Source organism: Streptomyces specialis (assembly GCF_001493375.1).
Lineage (GTDB): Bacteria > Actinomycetota > Actinomycetes > Streptomycetales > Streptomycetaceae > Streptomyces > Streptomyces specialis.
In genome coordinates, this window is the sequence record NZ_LN929897.1 from 98,043 (window position 1) to 119,844 (window position 21,802).

Consider the following 21,802-nt stretch of genomic DNA (forward strand, 5'->3'; position numbering starts at 1 on the left):
ACCTTGTGCCTGGGGTGTTCCCTGCGTTTTTTCAGTCCGCATTGGAACTCCGGGATCTGCATCCGCTCCCCGCAGCCTAGCGAGGAATGGCTCCTGCAGTCTTCGACACGCCCGACCGCGTGGGTCGGTGCGGTGTTCCGGGTTAGCTTCATCGAGATCGGCACAGAGAAACCGGAGATACGGTGCCAACGATCCAGCAGCTGGTCCGCAAGGGCCGGCAGGACAAGGTCGAGAAGAACAAGACGCCCGCCCTGGAGGGTTCGCCCCAGCGGCGCGGCGTCTGCACGCGTGTGTTCACGACCACCCCGAAGAAGCCGAACTCGGCCCTGCGCAAGGTCGCCCGTGTGCGACTGAGCAACGGAATCGAGGTCACCGCCTACATTCCGGGTGAGAACCACAACCTTCAGGAGCACTCCATCGTGCTGGTGCGCGGTGGCCGTGTGAAGGACCTGCCGGGTGTTCGTTACAAGATCATCCGCGGCTCCCTGGACACCCAGGGTGTCAAGAACCGCAAGCAGGCCCGCAGCCGCTACGGCGCCAAGAAGGAGAAGTAAGCATGCCTCGTAAGGGCCCTGCCCCGAAGCGCCCGGTCCACATCGACCCGGTCTACGGTTCTCCTCTGGTGACCTCCCTCATCAACAAGGTGCTCCTGAACGGGAAGCGCTCCACCGCCGAGCGCATCGTGTACGGCGCGATGGAGGGACTGCGGGACAAGACCGGCAACGACCCGGTCATCACGCTGAAGCGCGCGCTGGAGAACGTGAAGCCGACCCTCGAGGTCCGCTCCCGCCGCGTCGGCGGTGCCACCTACCAGGTGCCGGTCGAGGTCCGTCCCGGCCGTTCGTCGACGCTCGCGCTGCGCTGGCTGGTCGGGTACTCCCGCGCCCGTCGCGAGAAGACCATGACCGAGCGGCTGATGAACGAGCTGCTCGACGCGTCCAATGGGCTCGGTGCCTCCGTGAAGAAGCGCGAGGACACCCACAAGATGGCCGAGTCCAACAAGGCCTTCGCGCACTACCGCTGGTAGTCGCTACCCCATCGAGACCGAGAGAAGACCGAAGCCATATGGCTACCACTTCACTTGACCTGGCCAGGGTCCGGAACATCGGGATCATGGCCCACATCGACGCGGGCAAGACGACGACCACCGAGCGGATCCTGTACTACACCGGCGTGAGCTACAAGATCGGTGAGGTTCACGACGGCGCCGCCACCATGGACTGGATGGCCCAGGAGCAGGAACGCGGCATCACGATCACGTCCGCCGCGACCACCTGTCACTGGGCGCTGGACGACGTCGATCACACCATCAACATCATCGACACCCCGGGACACGTCGACTTCACGGTCGAGGTGGAGCGCTCGCTGCGCGTCCTCGACGGTGCCGTCACGGTGTTCGACGGCGTGGCCGGTGTCGAGCCGCAGTCCGAGACGGTCTGGCGCCAGGCGGACCGTTACGGCGTGCCGCGCATCTGCTTCGTGAACAAGCTGGACCGCACGGGGGCCGACTTCTTCCGCTGCGTCGACATGATCGTCGACCGGCTGAACGCGACCCCGCTGGTCATGCAGCTCCCGATCGGCGCCGAGGCCGACTTCAAGGGCGTGGTGGACCTCGTCCGCATGAAGGCCCTGGTGTGGTCGGAGGAGACCAAGCTCGGCGAGATGTACGACGTCGTCGACATCCCCGCGGACCTCCAGGACCAGGCGGAGGAGTGGCACGCCAAGCTGGTCGAGGCCGTCGCGGAGAACGACGAGGAGATGATGGAGCTGTACCTGGAGGGCGAGGAGCCCTCCGTGGACCAGCTCTACGCGGCCGTCCGCCGCGTCACCCTCGCCTCCACGGGCAACGAGGGCTCCATGACCGTCACCCCGGTGTTCTGCGGCACCGCGTTCAAGAACAAGGGCGTGCAGCCCCTGCTCGACGCGGTCATCCGGTACCTGCCGTCGCCGCTGGACATCGAGGCGGTCGAGGGGCACTCCCCGCGCGACCCCGAGCAGGTCCTCACGCGCAAGCCGTCCGAGGAGGAGCCGCTCGCGGCGCTCGCGTTCAAGATCATGAGCGACCCCCACCTGGGCAAGCTCACCTTCATCCGGATCTACTCCGGTGTGCTGCAGGCCGGCGCGCAGGTGCAGAACTCGGTGAAGGACCGCAAGGAGCGCATCGGCAAGATCTACCGCATGCACGCGAACAAGCGTGAGGAGATCGACCGTGTGGGCGCGGGCGACATCGTCGCCGTCATGGGTCTGAAGCAGACGACCACGGGCGAGACGCTGTGCGACCCGGGCAACCCGGTGATCCTGGAGTCGATGGACTTCCCGGCCCCGGTCATCGAGGTCGCCATCGAGCCCAAGTCGAAGGGCGACCAGGAGAAGCTGGGCATCGCGATCCAGCGTCTGGCCGAGGAGGACCCGTCCTTCCAGGTCAAGGCCGACCAGGAGACCGGTCAGACGATCATCTCCGGCATGGGCGAGCTGCACCTCGATGTGCTGGTCGACCGGATGAAGCGCGAGTTCAAGGTCGAGGCCAACGTCGGCAAGCCGCAGGTCGCCTACCGGGAGACGCTGCGGAAGACGGTCGAGAAGCACGACTACACGCACAAGAAGCAGACCGGTGGTTCCGGTCAGTTCGCCAAGGTGCAGATCGCGCTGGAGCCGCTCGAGGGCGACGGGTACGAGTTCGAGAACAAGGTCACCGGTGGCCGCATCCCCAAGGAGTACATCCCCTCGGTGGACGCGGGATGCCAGGAGGCGATGGAGTTCGGCGTGCTCGCCGGCTACCCGCTGACCGGTGTCAAGGTGACCCTGCTCGACGGCGCGTTCCACGACGTCGACTCGTCCGAGATGGCGTTCAAGATCGCCGGTTCCATGGCGTTCAAGGAGGCCGCCCGCAAGGCCGGGCCGGTTCTCCTGGAGCCGCTGATGGCCGTCGAGGTCACCACGCCCGAGGACTACATGGGTGACGTGATCGGTGACATCAACTCCCGCCGTGGCCAGATCCAGGCCATGGAGGACCGGAGCGGCGCCAAGGTCGTCAAGGCGCTCGTGCCGCTCTCCGAGATGTTCGGTTACGTGGGTGACCTGCGCAGCAAGACCTCGGGTCGTGCGAGCTACAGCATGCAGTTCGATTCCTACGGAGAGGTTCCGCGGAACGTCGCCGAGGAGATCATCGCGAAGGCCAAGGGCGAGTAACCCTTAAGCTGGAGCAAGGGGCGTTCGGGGGCGTTTCGCCCCCGGAGCCCAGCCCTTCAACGAAGCGGTCAAGGGCGTCCCCCTCGGGGTCCTGGCCGGTTCGGTCGACCATCTGAAAACCTTCCGCAAGGTGCGGGGGGCGTACAGCACCAGTCCACAGGAGGACCCCAGTGGCGAAGGCGAAGTTCGAGCGGACTAAGCCGCACGTCAACATTGGCACCATCGGTCACATCGACCACGGCAAGACGACGCTTACCGCGGCGATTACCAAGGTGCTGCACGACGAGTTCCCGGACCTGAACGAGACTTTCGCGTTTGAGAACATCGACAAGGCGCCCGAGGAGCGCCAGCGCGGTATCACCATCTCCATCGCGCACGTCGAGTACCAGACCGAGAGCCGGCACTACGCCCACGTCGACTGCCCGGGGCACGCGGACTACATCAAGAACATGATCACCGGTGCCGCCCAGATGGACGGCGCCATCCTGGTGGTCGCCGCCACCGACGGCCCGATGCCGCAGACCAAGGAGCACGTGCTCCTGGCCCGCCAGGTCGGCGTGCCGTACATCGTGGTCGCCCTGAACAAGGCGGACATGGTGGACGACGAGGAGATCATGGAGCTCGTCGAGCTCGAGGTCCGTGAACTCCTCACCGAGTACGAGTTCCCGGGCGACGACGTGCCGGTCGTCAAGGTCTCCGCGCTGAAGGCGCTCGAGGGTGACCCCGAGTGGGCCAAGACCGTTCTCGAGCTGATGAAGGCCGTGGACGAGGCCATCCCGCAGCCGGAGCGCGACGTCGACAAGCCGTTCCTGATGCCGATCGAGGACGTCTTCACGATCACCGGCCGCGGCACCGTCGTGACCGGTCGTATCGAGCGCGGCATCCTCAAGGTCAACGAGACCGTCGACATCATCGGTATCAAGGAGACGAAGGCCACCACCACCGTCACCGGTATCGAGATGTTCCGGAAGCTGCTGGACGAGGGCCGGGCCGGTGAGAACGTCGGTCTGCTCCTCCGCGGCATCAAGCGCGAGGACGTCGAGCGCGGCCAGGTCGTCATCAAGCCGGGTTCGGTCACCCCGCACACCGACTTCGAGGCGACCGCGTACATCCTGTCGAAGGACGAGGGTGGCCGTCACACCCCCTTCTTCAACAACTACCGCCCGCAGTTCTACTTCCGGACGACGGACGTGACCGGCGTGGTGCACCTCCCCGAGGGCACCGAGATGGTCATGCCCGGCGACAACACCGACATGAAGGTCGAGCTGATCCAGCCGATCGCCATGGAGGAGGGCCTGAAGTTCGCCATCCGCGAGGGTGGCCGGACCGTGGGCGCCGGCCAGGTCACCAAGATCATCAAGTGATCTGACGCCCGGCTCGGGCAACGGCACGACGGGCCCCGTTCCGCATGGAATCCATGCGGAACGGGGCCCGTCCGCTTTTCCGCGCCCAGCGGGCGCCTCCATGACTCGGGCCCGCACCGGTGGCACCCTGGCGGCGGACAGCCGCGAAACACCACAGGGAGCACCTCATGGCCAGGATCGCGAACTTCGGGGCGAATGGCGCCATCGGTCACCGCGTCGTCAGCGAGGCCCTCGACCGCGGTCACACGATCACGGCCGTGGTCCGCGACCCCGCGTCGGTCAGCAGGACCCACCGGAACCTGACGGTCGTCACCGGTGACGTCCTCGACCCGGCGTCCGTCAGCCTGGCGGCCCGTGACCAGGACGTCCTGGTCAGCGCCGTCGGCGGCGGCGACGGGCCGGGGCACCGGGCTCTCCTGCGGCCCGCGGCCGAGTCGCTGGTGGCCGGCCTGCACACGCTGGGGGCCGGGGCACCCCGGCTGATCGTGGTCGGCGGCGCCGGGTCGCTGCGCGTCCCGGGCGGCGGCCTCCTCCAGGACACCCCCGGGGTCCCGGAGGACGTGCTGCTCATCATGCGGGCGCACGCCGACGCCCTGGCGTACCTGCGCCGGGTCGCCGGCGAGATCCGCTGGACCTGCCTCAGCCCCGCCGCCTGCGTCCGGCCGGGCCGCCGGACCGGGCGGTACGAGACCGGGCTGGACGAACTGGTCACCGACGCGCGGGGACAGAGCGCGATCTCCCTGGAGGACTACGCGGTCGCGCTGGTCGACGAGATCGAGAAGCCGCGCCACCTCGGGGAGCGGTTCACGGTCGCCCACGGGGAGCGAGAGGCGTGAAAGGCGTGAACACGGGGGCAAGGTAGCCCCCGAAGTGGGGCACTTCCCGTAATCACCTGACCGCGTACCGGTACGGCTGTCACGCTGGGCGCATGAAGGATCACGGGAACAGTCCACCGCGTCACCTGACCTTCCGCGTCACCCACCGGGACGACCCGGTCTCCGAGGTCACGGAGCAGGACACGATCAAGGCCGCCGAGCGGTATCCCCATGTCGTCATCAGAGGGCCGGTCTTCGGGTTCGCCGAGCAGCGGCCCGAGGACGGGGAGAGCTGGCGCCTGCTCAGCGACGTGGGGGACGGCTTCGCGCAGCACTCCAGGGACGGGCTCAACTCCCACCTGTGGTTCAAGGCGAAGGAGGAGACGGCGCCCGGCGACCCGCTGCGGGAGCGTCTGCTCGCCGCGGTCGCCCTGCTGGAACGGGAGCCGGTCGACGAGGTCGCCGTCGGCGACACCCGCTACCGTGTCGTGCGCGGCGACGAGTTCGCCCGCACCGGACCCGACGGCATCGAGGGGCCGAGGCCGACCGACCCCGACGACCCCTCGCGCGACCTGGGCGACCGGGCCCGCCGTAACGCGCCGAGCCGGACCCGGGGCTTCGTCATCGACCACGCGAACCCGACCGGGATCATGGAGAGCATCCAGCGGATGGAACTGCTCTCGCTGCACTACGAGGCGCCGCGCATCCCCAGGGACGTCCGGGAGGACTCCCGCCGCGCGCTGATCTCCCACCCCGGGGTGGTGCTGCTGCCGGCGGCGTTCACGTTCGCCGAGCGGAAGACCAAGTCCTGGGAGCCGATGGCCGCCCTCCAGGGCAGCCCGCACGAGGCCCGCGCGACGCTGTACAACTACCTGGCCGAGTTCCTGCCGAAGCTGGAGCAGGGCGTCTCGGCAGCCGACGCCGCCACGTACGCCAGGGCCGCCGAGGTCTACCGCGCGGGGCCGCCGCGCGACGAACTCCGGGTCCTGGGGCGGCGCTTCCGGGTGATCCGGGTGGAGCGGCTGGTGCGGATCGGCCCCGACGGGCCGGAGCCGCCGCGCCCCAGCGACCAGGACCCCTACGGGCCGATGCAGTTGCACCCGCCGCTGGCCGAGGTGGAGGAGCGCGAGCGCGCCAAGAAGGCCGCGGAGGAGGGGTGACCGGCGGCGGTCCCGGCCGGGCCGGCGCCCGTCCGGGACCGCCGGGAACCATGCTTCTCGCCCGATTGGCACTGTCGGTGGGCGATATGGCACACTGACCAGGTTGCTCGGTTGACAGCCGATGCTGCGCGCCTCCCGCCGGGAGGACCGGAAGCGAGTCCCACTGTATTCGTCGCTGCATATATGCCCTGGTCAACGGGGTAGCAGCGGAAATACCGGGATCTTCCGGGAAGCGTGGGCGGGGCATCAGCCAGGCACCCGGTGGAGATCTTCCCCCACTCCTCACAGAGGAAACCTCCCGACGGCCTCGCGGCCGGAGGGCGCCCCCTCGGGGGCGGAATCTGAGAATGAGTGCGACACGCCCGACCGCGTGGGTCGGCGGGGGAGTACCGGGTTCCAGAGCGTTGACGAAGAGACAGGACGACGAAGTAGCCATGGCGGGACAGAAGATCCGCATCCGGCTCAAGGCCTACGACCACGAGGTCATCGACAACTCGGCGAAGAAGATCGTCGAGACGGTGACCCGCACGGGTGCGTCGGTCGCGGGCCCGGTGCCGCTGCCCACTGAGAAGAACGTGTACTGCGTCATCAAGTCGCCGCACAAGTACAAGGACTCGCGCGAGCACTTCGAGATGCGCACCCACAAGCGGCTGATCGACATCCTCGACCCGACCCCCAAGACCGTTGACTCGCTGATGCGCCTGGACCTCCCGGCCGGCGTCGACATCGAGATCAAGCTCTGAGAGGCGCGGAAGAGAGATGACGAAGCAGATCAAGGGCGTCCTGGGCGAGAAGCTCGGCATGACCCAGGTCTGGGACGACAACAACCGTGTCGTCCCGGTGACCGTGGTCAAGGCCGGGCCCTGTGTCGTGACCCAGGTGCGCACCAATGACAGGGACGGCTACGAGGCCGTCCAGATCGCGTTCGGCGAGATCGACCCCCGCAAGGTGAACAAGCCCCTCAAGGGCCACTTCACCAAGGCCGACGTCACCCCGCGCCGCCACCTGGTCGAGCTGCGGACCGCCGACGCCGCCGAGTACACCCTCGGGCAGGAGATCACCGCCGAGGTGTTCGAGTCCGGCGTCAAGGTCGATGTGACCGGCACCAGCAAGGGCAAGGGCACCGCCGGTGTCATGAAGCGCCACGGCTTCGCCGGTCTCGGCGCCTCGCACGGCACCCAGCGCAAGCACCGCTCGCCGGGCTCCATCGGTGGCTGCGCCACCCCGGGCCGCGTGTTCAAGGGCCTGCGCATGGCCGGCCGGATGGGCAACGAGCGCGTGACCACCCAGAACCTGACCGTCCACGCCGTTGACGCGGAGAAGGGCCTGCTGCTCATCAAGGGCGCGGTGCCCGGCCCCAACGGCGGCCTCGTCCTGGTCCGCACCGCGGCCAAGGGGGCCTGAGTTAGCCATGAGCACCGTAGACATCCTTTCGCCCGCCGGTGAGAAGACCGGCACCGTCGAGCTGCCCGCCGAGATCTTCGACGCCCGGGTCAGCGTTCCGCTGATCCACCAGGTCGTCGTGGCCCAGCTCGCCGCCGCCCGCCAGGGCACGCACAAGGCCAAGAACCGCGGCGAGGTCCGCGGCGGTGGCAAGAAGCCGTACCGCCAGAAGGGCACCGGCCGCGCCCGTCAGGGCTCCGTCCGCGCCCCGCAGTTCACCGGCGGTGGCGTCGTGCACGGTCCCGTGCCGCGTGACTACAGCCAGCGGACCCCGAAGAAGATGAAGGCCGCCGCCCTGCGCGGTGCCCTCACCGACCGGGCCAGGAACGACCGCATCCACATCGTCACCGGCGTCGTGGACGGCGAGGTCTCCACCCGCGCGGCCCGCACGCTGCTCGGCAAGATCAGCGACCGCAAGAAGGTCCTGCTGGTCGCCGACCGCAAGGACGAGACCTCGTGGCTCTCGGCCCGCAACCTGCCCCAGGTGCACCTGATCGACCCGGGCCAGCTCAACACCTACGACGTCATCGACTCCGACGACGTGGTGTTCACCAAGGCCGCCTTCGACCGCTTCGTGGCGGGCCCGGCCAAGTCCGAAGGGAGCGACGCCTGATGAGTGAGGGAACCGTCGCCGAGGTCTCCAGCAAGGAGATCACGCACCCGCACGACATCCTGATCAAGCCGGTCGTGTCCGAGAAGAGCTACGCGCTGCTCGACGAGAACAAGTACACGTTCATCGTCGACCCGCGGGCGAACAAGACCCAGATCAAGCAGGCCGTCCAGGCGGTCTTCTCGGTCAAGGTCACCTCGGTCCACACGATCAACCGGCAGGGCAAGCGCAAGCGCACCCGCACCGGTTTCGGCCGGCGTGCCAGCACCAAGCGAGCCATCGTGACCCTCGCCGAGGGCGACAGCATCGACATCTTCGGCGGTCCGGTCTCCTAGGGGAGCCGGTCCGTCCGATACCGGACGAGGACTAAGAAATGGGAATCCGCAAGTACAAGCCGACGACTCCGGGCCGTCGTGGCTCCAGCGTCGCCGACTTCGTCGAGATCACGCGGTCCACGCCGGAGAAGTCGCTGGTCCGCCCCCTGCACAGCAAGGGTGGCCGGGACAACGCCGGTCGCGTAGCCGTCCGCCACCAGGGCGGTGGCCACAAGCGCGCCTACCGTGTGATCGACTTCCGCCGGCACGACAAGGACGGCGTGCCCGCCAAGGTCGCGCACATCGAGTACGACCCCAACCGCACCGCCCGCATCGCGCTGCTGCACTACGCGGACGGCGAGAAGCGGTACATCATCGCCCCGGCCCACCTCAAGCAGGGTGACCGGGTGGAGAACGGGGCCGGGGCCGACATCAAGCCCGGCAACAACCTGCCGCTGCGCAACATCCCGGTCGGTACCGTGATCCACGCGATCGAGCTCCAGCCGGGCGGCGGCGCCAAGTTCGCCCGCTCCGCCGGTGCCTCCGTGCAGCTCCTGGCCAAGGAGGGCCGCATGGCCCACCTGCGCATGCCCTCGGGCGAGATCCGCCTGGTCGACGTCCGCTGCCGCGCCACTGTCGGCGAGGTCGGCAACGCCGAGCAGTCGAACATCAACTGGGGCAAGGCCGGCCGGATGCGCTGGAAGGGCGTCCGGCCGAGCGTCCGCGGCGTCGTGATGAACCCCGTCGACCACCCCCACGGTGGTGGTGAGGGCCGTACCTCGGGTGGCCGTCACCCCGTCTCGCCCTGGGGCAAGAAGGAAGGCCGTACGCGCTCGCCGAAGAAGGCCAGCAACAAGTACATCGTCCGCCGCCGCAAGACGAACAAGAAGCGCTAGGAGCAGGTTGCGATGCCGCGCAGTCTGAAGAAGGGACCCTTCGTCGACGACCACCTGATCAAGAAGGTGGACACGCAGAACGAAGCCGGTACCAAGAACGTCATCAAGACCTGGTCGCGCCGCTCGATGATCGTCCCGGCGATGCTGGGCCACACGATCGCGGTGCACGACGGCCGTAAGCACGTCCCGGTGTTCGTCACCGAGTCGATGGTCGGCCACAAGCTCGGCGAGTTCGCGCCGACCCGCACCTTCCGCGGCCACGTGAAGGACGACCGCAAGTCGCGGCGCCGCTGAGCGGGGTGTGCAGATCATGACCGACACCGAAGGGACAACCATGGAAGCCAGGGCTATCGCGCGGTACATCCGCGTCACGCCCATGAAGGCCCGCCGTGTGGTGGACCTCATTCGCGGCAAGGACGCCGCGGAGGCCCAGGCGGTCCTGCGCTTCGCCCCGCAGGCCGCCAGTGAGCCGGTGGGCAAGGTGCTCGACAGCGCCATCGCCAACGCCGCGCACAACTACAACCACACGGACGTCGCCAGCCTTTACGTGAGTGAGGCGTACGTCGACGAGGGCCCGACCCTGAAGCGGTTCCGGCCGCGTGCCCAGGGCCGCGCCTACCGGATCCGTAAGCGGACCAGCCACATCACGGTGGTCGTCAGCAGCAAGGAAGGGACCCGGTAATGGGGCAGAAGGTAAACCCGCACGGGTTCCGGCTCGGCATCACCACCGACTTCAAGTCGCGCTGGTACGCCGACAAGCTGTACAAGGACTACGTCAAGGAAGACGTCGCGATCCGCCGCATGCTCACGCAGGGCATGGAGCGCGCCGGTATCTCCAAGGTGGAGATCGAGCGCACCCGCGACCGCGTCCGCGTCGACGTCCACACCGCCCGGCCGGGCATCGTCATCGGCCGCCGCGGCGCGGAGGCCGACCGGCTCCGGGGCAACCTGGAGAAGCTGACCGGCAAGCAGATCCAGTTCAACATCCTCGAGGTCAAAAACCCCGAGCTGGACGCGCAGCTCGTCGCCCAGGCGGTCGCCGAGCAGCTCTCCTCCCGCGTCTCCTTCCGCCGTGCCATGCGCAAGTCGATGCAGAGCACGATGAAGGCCGGCGCCAAGGGCATCAAGATCCAGTGCGGCGGCCGTCTCGGCGGCGCCGAGATGTCCCGCTCCGAGTTCTACCGCGAGGGCCGCGTGCCCCTGCACACCCTGCGCGCCAACGTGGACTACGGCTTCTTCGAGGCCCGCACCACCTTCGGCCGCATCGGGGTCAAGGTCTGGATCTACAAGGGCGACGTGAAGAACATCGCCGAGGTCCGCGCCGAGAACGCCGCCGCCCGCGCCGGGAACCGTCCGGCCCGCGGTCCCGGTGGTCCCGGTGGCGACCGCCCCGCCCGTGGTCGTGGCGAGCGCGGTGGCCGCGGACGCAGGCCGCAGCAGCAGGGCGCGCCCGCCGCCGAGGCTCCCAAGGCCGAGGCGCCCGCCGCCCCCGCCGCCGAGAGCACGGGAACGGAGAGCTGAGACCATGCTGATCCCTCGCAAGGTCAAGTACCGCAAGCAGCACCACCCCAAGCGCAAGGGTGCTGCCAAGGGTGGTACCGAGGTCGCCTTCGGTGAGTACGGCATCCAGGCCGTCACCGGCGCCTACGTGACGAACCGGCAGATCGAGGCCGCCCGTATCTCGATGACCCGGCACATCAAGCGTGGCGGCAAGGTGTGGATCAACATCTACCCCGACCGTCCGCTGACCAAGAAGCCGGCCGAGACCCGCATGGGTTCCGGCAAGGGTTCGCCGGAGTGGTGGATCGCGAACGTCAAGCCGGGGCGCGTGATGTTCGAGCTCTCCTACCCCAACGAGAAGATCGCTCGTGAGGCGCTGATCCGCGCCGCGCACAAGCTTCCGATGAAGTGCCGGATCGTCCGGCGCGAGGCAGGTGAGGCGTGATGGCAGCCGGTACCAAGGCAGCGGAGCTCCGGGAGCTGAACGACGAGGAGCTCGTCGTGAAGCTGCGCGAGGCGAAGGAGGAGCTGTTCCGGCTCCGCTTCCAGGCGGCGACCGGCCAGCTCGAGAACAACAGCCGGCTCAGGGCCGTCCGCAAGGACATCGCCCGGATCTACACGCTGATGCGCGAGCGCGAGCTCGGTATCGAGTCGGTGGAGCCCGCCGGGGCGGTGGAGAACGCCTGATGAGTGAGAAGACTGTGACTGAGACGACTGAGCGCGGCCGACGGAAGACCCGTGAGGGTCTGGTCGTCAGCGACAAGATGGACAAGACCGTCGTTGTCGCTGTCGAGGACCGGGTCAAGCACGCCCTGTACGGCAAGATCATTCGCCGGACGAGCAAGCTCAAGGCCCACGACGAGCAGAACGTCGCCGGTATCGGTGACCGCGTTCTTCTGATGGAGACCCGTCCGCTGTCCGCGACCAAGCGCTGGCGCGTCGTGGAGATTCTGGAGAAGGCGAAGTAACCAATGATCCAGCAGGAGTCGCGACTGCGCGTCGCCGACAACACGGGTGCCAAGGAGATCCTCTGCATCCGCGTTCTCGGTGGATCCGGGCGCCGCTACGCGGGCATCGGTGACGTCATCGTGGCCACCGTCAAGGACGCTATCCCCGGTGGCAATGTGAAGAAGGGCGACGTCGTCAAGGCTGTCGTCGTGCGCGCCGTCAAGGAGCGCCGGCGGCCGGACGGCTCGTACATCCGCTTCGACGAGAACGCCGCCGTCATCCTCAAGAACGACGGCGACCCCCGTGGCACCCGTATCTTCGGCCCGGTGGGCCGTGAGCTGCGCGAGAAGAAGTTCATGAAGATCATCTCGCTCGCGCCGGAGGTGCTGTGAGCATGAAGATCAAGAAGGGCGACCTGGTCCAGGTCATCACCGGTAAGGACAAGGGCAAGCAGGGCAAGGTCATCGTGGCCTTCCCCCGCGAGGACCGCGTCCTGGTCGAGGGTGTCAACCGGGTCAAGAAGCACACGAAGGCCGGCGCGACCGCCCGCGGGTCCAAGACCGGTGGCATCATCACGACCGAGGCCCCCATCCACGTGAGCAATGTCGCGCTGGTGGTGGAGAAGGACGGCAAGAAGGTCACCACCCGGATCGGCTACCGCTTCGACGAGGACGGCAACAAGATCCGCGTTGCGCGCCGGACCGGTGAGGACATCTGATGACCACTGCCACCGCCAACGCCGTGCCGCGTCTGAAGACGCGGTACCGCGAAGAGATCATCGGCAAGCTGCGTGACGAGTTCCAGTACCCGAACATCATGCAGGTGCCGGGCCTGACCAAGATCGTGGTCAACATGGGTGTGGGCGACGCCGCCCGCGACTCCAAGCTGATCGAGGGCGCCGTGCGCGACCTCGCCACGATCACCGGTCAGAAGCCGACCGTGACCAAGGCCCGCAAGTCCATCGCGCAGTTCAAGCTGCGCGAGGGGCAGCCGATCGGCGCGCACGTGACGCTGCGCGGCGACCGGATGTGGGAGTTCCTCGACCGGCTGCTGTCGCTGGCGCTGCCGCGCATCCGCGACTTCCGCGGCCTGTCCCCCAAGCAGTTCGACGGGCGGGGGAACTACACGTTCGGTCTCACGGAGCAGGTCATGTTCCACGAGATCGACCCCGACCGCATCGACCGGGTGCGGGGCATGGACATCACCGTGGTCACCACGGCCACGACCGACGACGAGGGCCGCAGCCTGCTGCGCCTCCTCGGATTCCCCTTCAAGGAGGCGTGACCGTGGCGAAGAAGGCTCTGATCGCCAAGGCCAGCCGCAAGCCGAAGTTCGCCGTGCGTGGCTACACGCGCTGCCAGCGCTGCGGCCGGCCGCACTCCGTGTACCGCAAGTTCGGCCTGTGCCGTGTGTGCCTCCGTGAGATGGCGCACCGCGGCGAGCTGCCGGGCGTCACCAAGAGCTCCTGGTAACACCGACTACGCCGTAGGTCCCGTGTCCGCGCGTCACCGCGCGGGCGAGGAAACCCCGGCGAGAGAGGCCCAAGGCCGTTACATGACCATGACCGATCCGATCGCAGACATGCTGACCCGTCTGCGGAACGCGAACTCGGCGTACCACGACTCCGTCGTGATGCCGCACAGCAAGATCAAGTCGCACATCGCGGAGATCCTCCAGCAGGAGGGCTACATCACCGGCTGGAAGACCGAGGAAGCCCAGGTGGGCAAGGCCCTCGTGCTCGAGCTGAAGTACGGCCCGAACCGCGAGCGCTCGATCGCCGGCATCAAGCGGATCTCCAAGCCGGGCCTTCGGGTCTACGCGAAGTCCACGAGTCTGCCGAAGGTGCTCGGCGGCCTGGGCGTGGCGATCATCTCCACGTCGCACGGGCTGCTCACCGACAAGCAGGCGCAGAAGAAGGGCGTGGGTGGGGAAGTCCTCGCCTACGTCTGGTGACGGAAGGGAACGGAGGAGAGCCATGTCGCGTATTGGCAAGCAGCCGATCCAGATTCCCGCCGGTGTGGACGTCACCATCGAGGGGCGCAAGGTCGAGGTGAAGGGCCCCAAGGGCGCCCTGTCGCACACCGTCGTCGCGCCGATCGAGGTGTCCCGTGGCGAGGACGGTGCCATCCTGGTGAGCCGTCCCAACGACGAGAACCGCTACCGTGCTCTGCACGGCCTGTCGCGCACGCTGGTGGCCAACATGATCACCGGTGTCACTCAGGGCTACATCAAGAAGCTCGAGATCAGCGGCGTCGGTTACCGCGTCCAGGCCAAGGGCACCAGCCTCGAGTTCTCGCTGGGCTACAGCCACCCGATTCTCGTCGAGCCCCCGGAGGGCATCGCGTTCAAGGTCGAGACCCCGACCCGGTTCAGCGTCGAGGGGATCGACAAGCAGAAGGTCGGCGAGGTCGCGGCCAACATCCGCAAGCTGCGGAAGCCCGACCCGTACAAGGCCAAGGGCGTGAAGTACGAGGGCGAAGTCATCCGCCGCAAGGTCGGAAAGGCTGGTAAGTAGCCATGGCATACGGCATCAAGATCGCCAAGGGCGACGCGCGCAAGCGTGTCGCGAACAAGCGCCGCCACGTGCGCATCCGCAAGAAGATCTCCGGCACGACCGAGCGTCCGCGCCTGGTGGTGACTCGTTCCAACCGCCACATGGTGGCGCAGGTCGTGGACGACACCGTCGGGCACACGCTCGCCTCCGCCTCGTCTCTCGACGTGTCCATCCGTGGCGCCGAGGGCGACAAGAGCGACAAGGCCAAGCGCGTCGGCGCGCTGGTGGCCGAGCGGGCCAGGGCCGCGGGCGTCGAGGCCGTGGTGTTCGACCGCGGGGGTAACAGGTACGCCGGGCGCGTCGCCGCGCTGGCGGACGCCGCCCGCGAGGCGGGGCTCAAGTTCTGAGCCGGTCCCGTCGACTGAATCGAGAGAGGTAATTCCAATGGCTGGACCACAGCGCCGCGGTGGTGGCGCGGGGGGCGGCGAGCGGCGGGACCGTAAGGGCCGGGACGGCGGCGCCGCCGCCGAGAAGACCGCGTACGTCGAGCGTGTCGTCGCGATCAACCGTGTCGCCAAGGTAGTGAAGGGTGGTCGCCGCTTCAGCTTCACCGCGCTGGTCGTGGTGGGCGACGGCGACGGCACCGTCGGTGTCGGGTACGGCAAGGCCAAGGAGGTGCCGGCCGCCATCGCCAAGGGTGTCGAGGAGGCCAAGAAGCACTTCTTCAAGGTCCCCCGCATCCAGGGCACCATCCCGCACCCGTTCCAGGGTGAGGAAGCCGCGGGTGTCGTGCTGCTCAAGCCGGCCTCGCCGGGTACCGGCGTGATCGCCGGCGGCCCGGTGCGCGCCGTGCTGGAGTGCGCGGGCATCCACGACGTGCTGAGCAAGTCGCTCGGCTCGTCCAACCCGATCAACATCGTGCACGCCACGGTGGCCGCTCTGAAGGGCCTTCAGCGCCCCGAGGAGATCGCCGCCCGCCGTGGTCTGCCGCTCGAGGACGTCGCTCCCGCCGCTCTGCTGCGGGCGCGCGCCGGGGTGGGTGCGTGATGGCCCGGCTGAAGATCACTCAGGTCAAGTCCCGCATCGGGAGCAAGCAGAACCACCGGGAGACGCTGCGCTCGCTCGGGCTGCGGCGTATCAACGACGTGGTCGTCAAGGAAGACCGCCCGGAGATCCGCGGCATGGCCACGACCGTGCGGCATCTGGTGACGGTCGAGGAGGTGGACTGAGATGGCGGACCTCGCCAAGAAGGAGACCGCCACGAGCGGCCCCCTGAAGCTCCACGACCTGCGTCCCGCGCCGGGCGCCAAGAAGGCCAAGATCCGGGTGGGTCGTGGTGAGGCGTCCAAGGGCAAGACCGCGGGCCGCGGCACCAAGGGCACCAAGGCCCGGTACCAGGTCAGGGCGGGCTTCGAGGGCGGTCAGCTCCCGCTGATCCAGCGGCTGCCGAAGCTCAAGGGCTTCCGCAACCCCGCCCACAAGCAGTTCCAGGTCGTCAACCTCGACCGTCTCGCCGCCCTCTACCCGGAGGGTGGAGAGGTGACCGTCGAGGACCTGGTCGCCAAGGGCGCGGTGCGCAAGAACGAGCTCGTGAAGGTGCTGGGTTCCGGTGAGATCTCCGTGGCCCTGACGGTGACGGTCGACGCCGTCTCCGCCTCGGCGAAGGAGAAGATCACCGCGGCCGGTGGCACCGTCACCGACGGTTCCTGAGTCGGTGGACGCACGGCCGAAAAGGTAAGACTGACCGGGGACGTCCGCGCATGGGCGTCCCCGGTCAGTCGTTCCGGCCCGGGGCCCGCGCCGGTAAGGTGGCGTCCGTTGTCGTCACCCGTTCTGTCATATTCATTGGACTTCTAAGACCGAACCTCTCGCGCTCACCGCGGGGGGCGCAGGAGGAGCCGTGCTCACCGCGTTCGCACGGGCGTTCCAGACGCCCGACCTGCGTAAGAAGCTGGTCTTCACACTTGGCATCGTCGTGCTGTTCCGGCTCGGCCAGCACGTCCCGGTGCCCGGGGTCAGCTTCCAGAACGTCGATCAGTGTGTGAAGGAGGCCGAGGACCTCGGAGGGGGTTCGAGTCTGTTCGGTCTGGTGAACATGTTCAGCGGCGGGGCGTTGCTGCAGCTCACCGTGTTCGCCCTCGGCATCATGCCCTACATCACCGCGAGCATCATCCTTCAGTTGCTCGTGGTCGTGATCCCCCGGCTGGAGGCCCTCAAGAAGGAGGGACAGGCCGGCCAGGCGAAGATCACCCAGTACACGCGGTATCTCACCATGGCTCTCGCCGTGCTCCAGGCGACGGGTCTGGTGGCGACCGCCCGCAGTGGCACCCTCTTCCCCCAGTGCACGGTGCGTAACGACATCATCCCCGACGACTCCGTCTTCACGACGCTGGTCATGGTGATTGCCCTCACATCCGCCACCGCACTCATCATGTGGATGGGTGAACTGATTACCGACCGGGGTATCGGTAACGGCATGTCCATGCTGATGTTCGTCTCCATCGCCGCCGGGTTCCCGGCTTCGCTGTGGCAGATCAAGCAGCAGGGCAGCCTGGCCGACGGCTGGATCGAATTCGGCACCGTCGTCGCGTGCGGTCTCGCCATGGTCGGGCTGGTGGTCTTCGTCGAGCTGGCGCAGCGCCGCATCCCCGTGCAGTACGCCAAGCGGATGATCGGGCGCCGTTCCTACGGTGGCACCTCGACGTACATCCCGCTCAAGGTCAATCAGGCGGGTGTGATTCCTGTCATCTTCGCCTCGTCGCTGCTCTACATTCCGCAGCTCCTCGTGCAGTTCGCCGGGTCCGATTCCGGCGGCTGGACGGACTGGGTGACCCGGCATTTCACCGGCGGTGACCACCCGTACTACATCACTACGTACTTCCTGCTCATCGTCTTCTTCGCCTTCTTCTACGTGGCCATCACCTTCAACCCCGAAGACGTAGCCGAAAACATGAAGAAGTATGGTGGGTTCATCCCGGGTATCCGGGCGGGCCGTCCCACGGTCGAGTACCTGAGCTACGTGCTGAACCGCATCACGTGGCCGGGGTCGCTCTATCTGGGTCTGATCGCCTTGGTGCCTACCGTGGCGCTGGTGATGTTCAACGCAGAGCAGGACTTCCCATTCGGTGGGACATCCATTCTGATCATCGTGGGTGTCGGCCTGGAAACGGTGCGGCAGATTGAGAGTCAGCTCCACCAGCGCAATTACGAAGGGTTCCTACGCTGATGCGAATCGTCCTCGTCGGACCGCCGGGCGCGGGTAAGGGCACGCAAGCCGCGTTGCTCGCCGAGCGCCTCGCCATTCCGCACATCTCCACCGGCGATCTGTTCCGCGCCAACATCAGTCAGGGCACGGACCTCGGCCGCCAGGTCGAGTCCATCCTGCGTGAGGGCGGACTCGTACCGGACGAGATCACTGTGGCGATGGCCGCGAACCGGCTCGCCCAGCCGGACGCCGGGGACGGTTTCCTGCTCGACGGCTTCCCCCGCAACATCGCCCAGGCCAAGGCCCTGGACGGGATGCTGGTGGAGGCCGGGCACAAGCTCGACGCGGTGCTGGACCTGGAGGTCCCCGAGGACGAGGTGGTCAAGCGCATCGCCGGCCGCCGCACCTGTCGCAAGGACAGCAGCCACGCGTTCCACTCGACGTACCGGCCCCCGCTGAAGGACGGCGTCTGCGACGTCTGTGGCGGCGAGCTGTACCAGCGCGAGGACGACCGCGAGGACACCGTCCGCAAGCGGCTCTCGGTCTACCACCAGGAGACCGAGCCCATCATCGACTACTACCGCGCGCAGGGCCTGGTCTCCACGATCCCGGCCCTCGCCCCGGTTTCCGACGTCACCCAGCGGGCGCTGGACGCCCTGCCGGAACGCGCCGCCTGATCCGGCGCCCGAGAGGAATATCACCCATGGTGGAAATCAAGACCCCCGAGCAGATCGCGAAAATGCGCGCGGCCGGTCTTGTCGTCGCCGAGATACACCGCCGCTGTGCCCAGGCGGCGGTGCCCGGCGCCACCACCAAGGAGCTGGACGACATCGCGGCACAGGTGCTGGCCGAGCGGGACGCCAAGCCGAACTTCCTCGGCTACGGCGGCTTCCCGGCCAGCATCTGCACGTCGGTGAACGACGTCGTGGTGCACGGCATCCCGGACCGGGAGACCGTGCTCAAGGCGGGCGACATCATCTCGATCGACGCCGGCGCGATCGTCGACGGCTGGCACGCGGACGCGGCGCTGACGGTCTTCGTGGGGGAGGGGCACGCGTCCTCGCTCCACGAGTTGAGCCGGGTGACCGAGGAGTCGCTGTGGGCCGGCATCGCCGCGATGCGCAAGGGCAACCGGCTGGTGGACATCTCCAAGGCCATCGAGACCTACATCCGCCGCCAGCCGCTCCCGCCGTCCGGCAAGTACGGCATCGTGGAGAACTACGGCGGCCACGGCATCGGCAGCGAGATGCACATGGACCCGCACCTGCTGAACTACGTGGACCGCCGGCGCGGGCGCGGCCCGCGCCTGGTGCCCGGGTTCTGCCTGGCGATCGAGCCGATGCTCTCGCTGGGCACCCCCAAGACGCACGTGCTGGCCGACGAGTGGACCGTGAAGACGAACGACGGCACCTGGGCCGCGCACTGGGAGCACTCGGTGGCGCTGCTGGAGGAGGGCCCGCTCGTGCTCACCGCCGTGGACGGCGGCCGGGCCAAGCTCGCGGAGCTGGGCGTCACGGCCGCACCTGATCCGCTGGCTTAACGATCTTGTTCGGTGGGAAAGATCACCGATTCGTTTTTTCCCAAGGGGTGCCGTAGACTGGTCAGTCGGTCCTGGTGCACCCGTCTGTCCAGGGCCATCCAGGTAGCCGATCCCGGAAGGTGAAGCGCTCAAGCATGGCCAAAAAACAAGGGGCCATCGAGATCGAGGGCACCGTCGTCGAGTCTCTGCCGAACGCGATGTTCAAGGTGGAGCTCCAGAACGGACACCAGGTTCTCGCGCACATCAGCGGCAAGATGCGGATGCACTACATCCGTATCCTGCCCGACGACCGGGTCGTGGTGGAGCTGTCTCCCTACGACCTGACGCGCGGGCGGATCGTCTACCGCTACAAGTAGCACCACGTAGACACAGCAGATCAAGACCCGGAGAGCCTCAACTCATGAAGGTCAGGCCGAGCGTCAAGAAGATCTGCGACAAGTGCAAGGTGATCCGCCGCCACGGGCGCGTCATGGTCATCTGCGAGAACCTGCGCCACAAGCAGCGCCAGGGCTGACCGCACCGTACTTTTCGCAGCCGCTTCGCGGACGCACGCGACAACAGCTCACAGCAGATACCCGACCCCTCGCTCTGCGCGGGGACGACACCCCCGGTCGGAGGCCGGGGACCCGGGACCTCGACGGTCAGGGAACGGTGCTGCGTCAGACCTCCGACGACACCACATCAGGAGCCACACCACATGGCACGCCTCGCAGGCGTCGACCTTCCGCGTGACAAGCGCGTCGAGGTCGCTCTCACCTACGTCTTCGGCATCGGGCGCACCCTTGCCAAGGAGACGCTCGCCAACACCGGGGTGAACCCGGACACGCGCGTGCGTGATCTGGTCGAGGAAGACCTCGTCAAGATCCGCGAGTACGTGGACAACAACATCCGCACCGAGGGTGACCTCCGTCGCGAGATCCAGGCCGACATCCGCCGCAAGGTCGAGATCCAGTGCTACGAGGGCATCCGTCACCGCCGTGGCCTGCCCGTTCACGGCCAGCGGACCAAGACCAACGCCCGCACCCGCAAGGGCCCGCGTCGCGCGATCGCCGGCAAGAAGAAGCCGGGCAAGAAGTAGTCCGACCGGACGCCGCAAGCGGTCCGGCAGCAGGACCGACCACCTCCACGGGAGTTAACACCACATGCCTCCAAAGGGCCGTTCCGCCGGCGCCAAGAAAGTGCGCCGCAAGGAAAAGAAGAACGTCGCTCACGGGCACGCCCACATCAAGAGCACGTTCAACAACACCATCGTCTCGATCACCGACCCGACGGGCAACGTGATCTCCTGGGCCTCCGCCGGTCACGTCGGCTTCAAGGGCTCCCGGAAGTCGACGCCGTTCGCGGCGCAGATGGCCGCGGAGAACGCGGCGCGCCGGGCGCAGGAGCACGGGATGCGCAAGGTCGACGTCTTCGTCAAGGGACCCGGCTCCGGCCGCGAGACCGCGATCCGCTCCCTCCAGGCCACCGGCCTGGAGGTCGGCTCGATCCAGGACGTCACCCCGACCCCGCACAACGGCTGCCGCCCGCCCAAGCGCCGGCGCGTCTGACCAGGTGAAGTAGGAGACTGAGAGAACATGGCGCGTTACACCGGGGCCGACTGCAAGCGTTGCCGTCGGGAGAAGCAGAAGCTCTTCCTCAAGGGAGCCAAGTGCGAAAGCGCTAAGTGCCCGATCGAGATCCGTCCTTACCCCCCGGGTGAGCACGGACGCGGGCGCACCAAGGACAGCGAGTACCTGCTGCAGAAGCGCGAGAAGCAGAAGTGCGCGCGCATCTACGGCGTCCTGGAGAAGCAGTTCCGGGGGTACTACAACGAGGCGAACCGTCAGTCGGGCAAGACGGGTGAGAACCTGCTCCGCATCCTGGAGTCCCGTCTCGACAACGTGGTCTACCGGGCCGGCTTCGCCAAGTCCCGCGACCACGCCCGTCAGCTCGTCCGGCACGGCCACATCGTGGTCAACGGCCGGAAGACCGACATCCCCTCGGCGCGTGTCTCGCCGAACGACATCATCGAGGTCCGTGAGTCCTCCCGCGTCCTGACCCCCTTCCAGGTGGCGCAGGCCGAGGCCGGGGACAAGACGGTTCCGGCGTGGCTGGAGTCCATCCCGTCGCGGCTGCGGATCCTCGTCCACTCGCTGCCCGAGCGCCAGGTGATCGACACCCAGGTGCAGGAGCAGCTCATCGTCGAGCTCTACTCGAAGTAACCGAGCGCGAGCCCGATCCTCCGGACGCGGGTGGAGCCGTGTGACACGCGCGGCTCCACCCGTATCCTTGTCGCACACATCGTCTGGCTCGGCATCAAATAGCGGGTGCCGAAGACTGGAGCC

35 protein-coding genes are annotated in these 21,802 nt (G+C 67.6%); all 35 read left to right on the forward strand.

Annotation, left to right across the window (positions count from 1 at the left end):
* Positions 1–182: 182 nt before the first annotated feature.
* The 35 genes from rpsL (at position 183) to rpsD (ending at position 21,679) form a co-directional block, all read left to right on the forward strand.
* A complete protein-coding gene (gene rpsL / locus BN2279_RS23035; protein ID WP_049572471.1) occupies positions 183–554 on the forward strand; it encodes a 30S ribosomal protein S12 in 372 nt (123 codons plus the stop codon).
* 2 nt (positions 555–556) lie between these two features.
* Positions 557–1,027 (forward strand): 30S ribosomal protein S7, encoded by a 471-nt coding sequence (gene rpsG / locus BN2279_RS23040; protein ID WP_049572475.1) that lies wholly within the window; start codon positions 557–559, stop codon positions 1,025–1,027.
* A gap of 38 nt (positions 1,028–1,065) precedes the next feature.
* A complete protein-coding gene (gene fusA, locus BN2279_RS23045) occupies positions 1,066–3,189 on the forward strand; it encodes an elongation factor G (RefSeq protein ID WP_059012852.1) in 2,124 nt (707 codons plus the stop codon).
* Between the two features lie 170 nt (positions 3,190–3,359).
* Positions 3,360–4,553 carry an elongation factor Tu gene (gene tuf, locus BN2279_RS23050; protein WP_059012854.1) on the forward strand — a complete coding sequence of 398 codons (1,194 nt, stop codon included), beginning with the start codon at positions 3,360–3,362 and terminating at the stop codon, positions 4,551–4,553.
* A 167-nt stretch (positions 4,554–4,720) separates the two neighbouring features.
* Positions 4,721–5,389: an NAD(P)-dependent oxidoreductase gene (locus BN2279_RS23055; RefSeq protein ID WP_059012856.1), complete on the forward strand. Its 669-nt coding sequence runs from the start codon at positions 4,721–4,723 to the stop codon at positions 5,387–5,389.
* A 92-nt stretch (positions 5,390–5,481) separates the two neighbouring features.
* Entirely contained in the window at positions 5,482–6,528 is a 1,047-nt protein-coding gene (locus BN2279_RS23060; protein WP_059012858.1) for a DUF5954 family protein, read from the forward strand.
* 434 nt (positions 6,529–6,962) lie between these two features.
* The gene (rpsJ, locus tag BN2279_RS23065; RefSeq protein WP_016473429.1) at positions 6,963–7,271 is read left to right on the forward strand and encodes a 30S ribosomal protein S10; all 309 of its coding nucleotides are present in this window, start codon (positions 6,963–6,965) and stop codon (positions 7,269–7,271) included.
* 16 nt (positions 7,272–7,287) lie between these two features.
* Positions 7,288–7,932 (forward strand): 50S ribosomal protein L3, encoded by a 645-nt coding sequence (gene rplC / locus BN2279_RS23070; protein ID WP_059012860.1) that lies wholly within the window; start codon positions 7,288–7,290, stop codon positions 7,930–7,932.
* Positions 7,933–7,939: 7 nt separating this feature from the next.
* Positions 7,940–8,584, forward strand: coding sequence for a 50S ribosomal protein L4 (gene rplD / locus BN2279_RS23075; protein WP_059012862.1), 645 nt, complete (start codon positions 7,940–7,942; stop codon positions 8,582–8,584).
* Positions 8,584–8,916 carry a 50S ribosomal protein L23 gene (rplW, locus tag BN2279_RS23080; protein ID WP_059012863.1) on the forward strand — a complete coding sequence of 111 codons (333 nt, stop codon included), beginning with the start codon at positions 8,584–8,586 and terminating at the stop codon, positions 8,914–8,916. The genes rplD and rplW overlap by 1 nt, the downstream gene beginning before the upstream one ends.
* Positions 8,917–8,954: 38 nt before the next feature.
* On the forward strand, positions 8,955–9,791 hold the full coding sequence (gene rplB, locus BN2279_RS23085; protein ID WP_059012865.1) for a 50S ribosomal protein L2: 837 nt from the start codon (positions 8,955–8,957) through the stop codon (positions 9,789–9,791).
* A 12-nt stretch (positions 9,792–9,803) separates the two neighbouring features.
* Positions 9,804–10,085 carry a 30S ribosomal protein S19 gene (gene rpsS / locus BN2279_RS23090; RefSeq protein ID WP_059012867.1) on the forward strand — a complete coding sequence of 94 codons (282 nt, stop codon included), beginning with the start codon at positions 9,804–9,806 and terminating at the stop codon, positions 10,083–10,085.
* A gap of 40 nt (positions 10,086–10,125) precedes the next feature.
* A complete protein-coding gene (gene rplV, locus BN2279_RS23095; RefSeq protein ID WP_059013616.1) occupies positions 10,126–10,473 on the forward strand; it encodes a 50S ribosomal protein L22 in 348 nt (115 codons plus the stop codon).
* Positions 10,473–11,312 (forward strand): 30S ribosomal protein S3, encoded by an 840-nt coding sequence (gene rpsC / locus BN2279_RS23100; RefSeq protein ID WP_059012869.1) that lies wholly within the window; start codon positions 10,473–10,475, stop codon positions 11,310–11,312. Before rplV ends, rpsC begins: the two co-directional genes overlap by 1 nt.
* Positions 11,313–11,316: 4 nt before the next feature.
* The gene (rplP, locus tag BN2279_RS23105; RefSeq protein ID WP_059012870.1) at positions 11,317–11,736 is read left to right on the forward strand and encodes a 50S ribosomal protein L16; all 420 of its coding nucleotides are present in this window, start codon (positions 11,317–11,319) and stop codon (positions 11,734–11,736) included.
* Complete coding sequence (gene rpmC / locus BN2279_RS23110) at positions 11,736–11,978, forward strand: 50S ribosomal protein L29 (RefSeq protein ID WP_059012872.1); 243 nt, start codon at positions 11,736–11,738, stop codon at positions 11,976–11,978. Before rplP ends, rpmC begins: the two co-directional genes overlap by 1 nt.
* Positions 11,978–12,259 (forward strand): 30S ribosomal protein S17, encoded by a 282-nt coding sequence (gene rpsQ / locus BN2279_RS23115; RefSeq protein WP_059012874.1) that lies wholly within the window; start codon positions 11,978–11,980, stop codon positions 12,257–12,259. The genes rpmC and rpsQ overlap by 1 nt, the downstream gene beginning before the upstream one ends.
* Before the next feature lie 3 nt (positions 12,260–12,262).
* On the forward strand, positions 12,263–12,631 hold the full coding sequence (gene rplN, locus BN2279_RS23120; protein WP_059012876.1) for a 50S ribosomal protein L14: 369 nt from the start codon (positions 12,263–12,265) through the stop codon (positions 12,629–12,631).
* 2 nt (positions 12,632–12,633) lie between these two features.
* Positions 12,634–12,957 carry a 50S ribosomal protein L24 gene (gene rplX / locus BN2279_RS23125; protein ID WP_059012877.1) on the forward strand — a complete coding sequence of 108 codons (324 nt, stop codon included), beginning with the start codon at positions 12,634–12,636 and terminating at the stop codon, positions 12,955–12,957.
* The gene (gene rplE / locus BN2279_RS23130; protein WP_059012879.1) at positions 12,957–13,523 is read left to right on the forward strand and encodes a 50S ribosomal protein L5; all 567 of its coding nucleotides are present in this window, start codon (positions 12,957–12,959) and stop codon (positions 13,521–13,523) included. The genes rplX and rplE overlap by 1 nt, the downstream gene beginning before the upstream one ends.
* Before the next feature lie 2 nt (positions 13,524–13,525).
* On the forward strand, positions 13,526–13,711 hold the full coding sequence (locus tag BN2279_RS23135; protein WP_059013617.1) for a type Z 30S ribosomal protein S14: 186 nt from the start codon (positions 13,526–13,528) through the stop codon (positions 13,709–13,711).
* Between the two features lie 82 nt (positions 13,712–13,793).
* Entirely contained in the window at positions 13,794–14,192 is a 399-nt protein-coding gene (gene rpsH, locus BN2279_RS23140; protein WP_059012882.1) for a 30S ribosomal protein S8, read from the forward strand.
* A gap of 22 nt (positions 14,193–14,214) precedes the next feature.
* The gene (gene rplF / locus BN2279_RS23145; RefSeq protein WP_059012884.1) at positions 14,215–14,754 is read left to right on the forward strand and encodes a 50S ribosomal protein L6; all 540 of its coding nucleotides are present in this window, start codon (positions 14,215–14,217) and stop codon (positions 14,752–14,754) included.
* Positions 14,755–14,756: 2 nt separating this feature from the next.
* Entirely contained in the window at positions 14,757–15,140 is a 384-nt protein-coding gene (rplR, locus tag BN2279_RS23150) for a 50S ribosomal protein L18 (protein ID WP_059012885.1), read from the forward strand.
* A gap of 37 nt (positions 15,141–15,177) precedes the next feature.
* Entirely contained in the window at positions 15,178–15,780 is a 603-nt protein-coding gene (rpsE, locus tag BN2279_RS23155; RefSeq protein ID WP_049567390.1) for a 30S ribosomal protein S5, read from the forward strand.
* Positions 15,780–15,962 carry a 50S ribosomal protein L30 gene (gene rpmD, locus BN2279_RS23160; RefSeq protein ID WP_059012887.1) on the forward strand — a complete coding sequence of 61 codons (183 nt, stop codon included), beginning with the start codon at positions 15,780–15,782 and terminating at the stop codon, positions 15,960–15,962. Before rpsE ends, rpmD begins: the two co-directional genes overlap by 1 nt.
* A 1-nt stretch (position 15,963) precedes the next feature.
* Positions 15,964–16,443, forward strand: coding sequence for a 50S ribosomal protein L15 (rplO, locus tag BN2279_RS23165; protein ID WP_059012889.1), 480 nt, complete (start codon positions 15,964–15,966; stop codon positions 16,441–16,443).
* A 190-nt stretch (positions 16,444–16,633) separates the two neighbouring features.
* On the forward strand, positions 16,634–17,959 hold the full coding sequence (gene secY, locus BN2279_RS23170; protein WP_059012891.1) for a preprotein translocase subunit SecY: 1,326 nt from the start codon (positions 16,634–16,636) through the stop codon (positions 17,957–17,959).
* Positions 17,959–18,615, forward strand: a complete 657-nt coding sequence (locus BN2279_RS23175; RefSeq protein ID WP_059012893.1) for an adenylate kinase — start codon at positions 17,959–17,961, stop codon at positions 18,613–18,615. Before secY ends, BN2279_RS23175 begins: the two co-directional genes overlap by 1 nt.
* Positions 18,616–18,641: 26 nt before the next feature.
* Positions 18,642–19,478 carry a type I methionyl aminopeptidase gene (map, locus tag BN2279_RS23180; protein WP_059012895.1) on the forward strand — a complete coding sequence of 279 codons (837 nt, stop codon included), beginning with the start codon at positions 18,642–18,644 and terminating at the stop codon, positions 19,476–19,478.
* Positions 19,479–19,612: 134 nt separating this feature from the next.
* Positions 19,613–19,834, forward strand: a complete 222-nt coding sequence (gene infA, locus BN2279_RS23185; protein WP_003948620.1) for a translation initiation factor IF-1 — start codon at positions 19,613–19,615, stop codon at positions 19,832–19,834.
* Between the two features lie 44 nt (positions 19,835–19,878).
* Positions 19,879–19,992 carry a 50S ribosomal protein L36 gene (rpmJ, locus tag BN2279_RS23190; RefSeq protein ID WP_049567412.1) on the forward strand — a complete coding sequence of 38 codons (114 nt, stop codon included), beginning with the start codon at positions 19,879–19,881 and terminating at the stop codon, positions 19,990–19,992.
* A 183-nt stretch (positions 19,993–20,175) separates the two neighbouring features.
* Entirely contained in the window at positions 20,176–20,556 is a 381-nt protein-coding gene (gene rpsM / locus BN2279_RS23195; protein WP_059012897.1) for a 30S ribosomal protein S13, read from the forward strand.
* A gap of 64 nt (positions 20,557–20,620) precedes the next feature.
* The gene (gene rpsK / locus BN2279_RS23200; RefSeq protein ID WP_059012899.1) at positions 20,621–21,025 is read left to right on the forward strand and encodes a 30S ribosomal protein S11; all 405 of its coding nucleotides are present in this window, start codon (positions 20,621–20,623) and stop codon (positions 21,023–21,025) included.
* 27 nt (positions 21,026–21,052) lie between these two features.
* Positions 21,053–21,679 (forward strand): 30S ribosomal protein S4, encoded by a 627-nt coding sequence (gene rpsD / locus BN2279_RS23205; protein WP_059012901.1) that lies wholly within the window; start codon positions 21,053–21,055, stop codon positions 21,677–21,679.
* Positions 21,680–21,802: the final 123 nt, after the last annotated feature.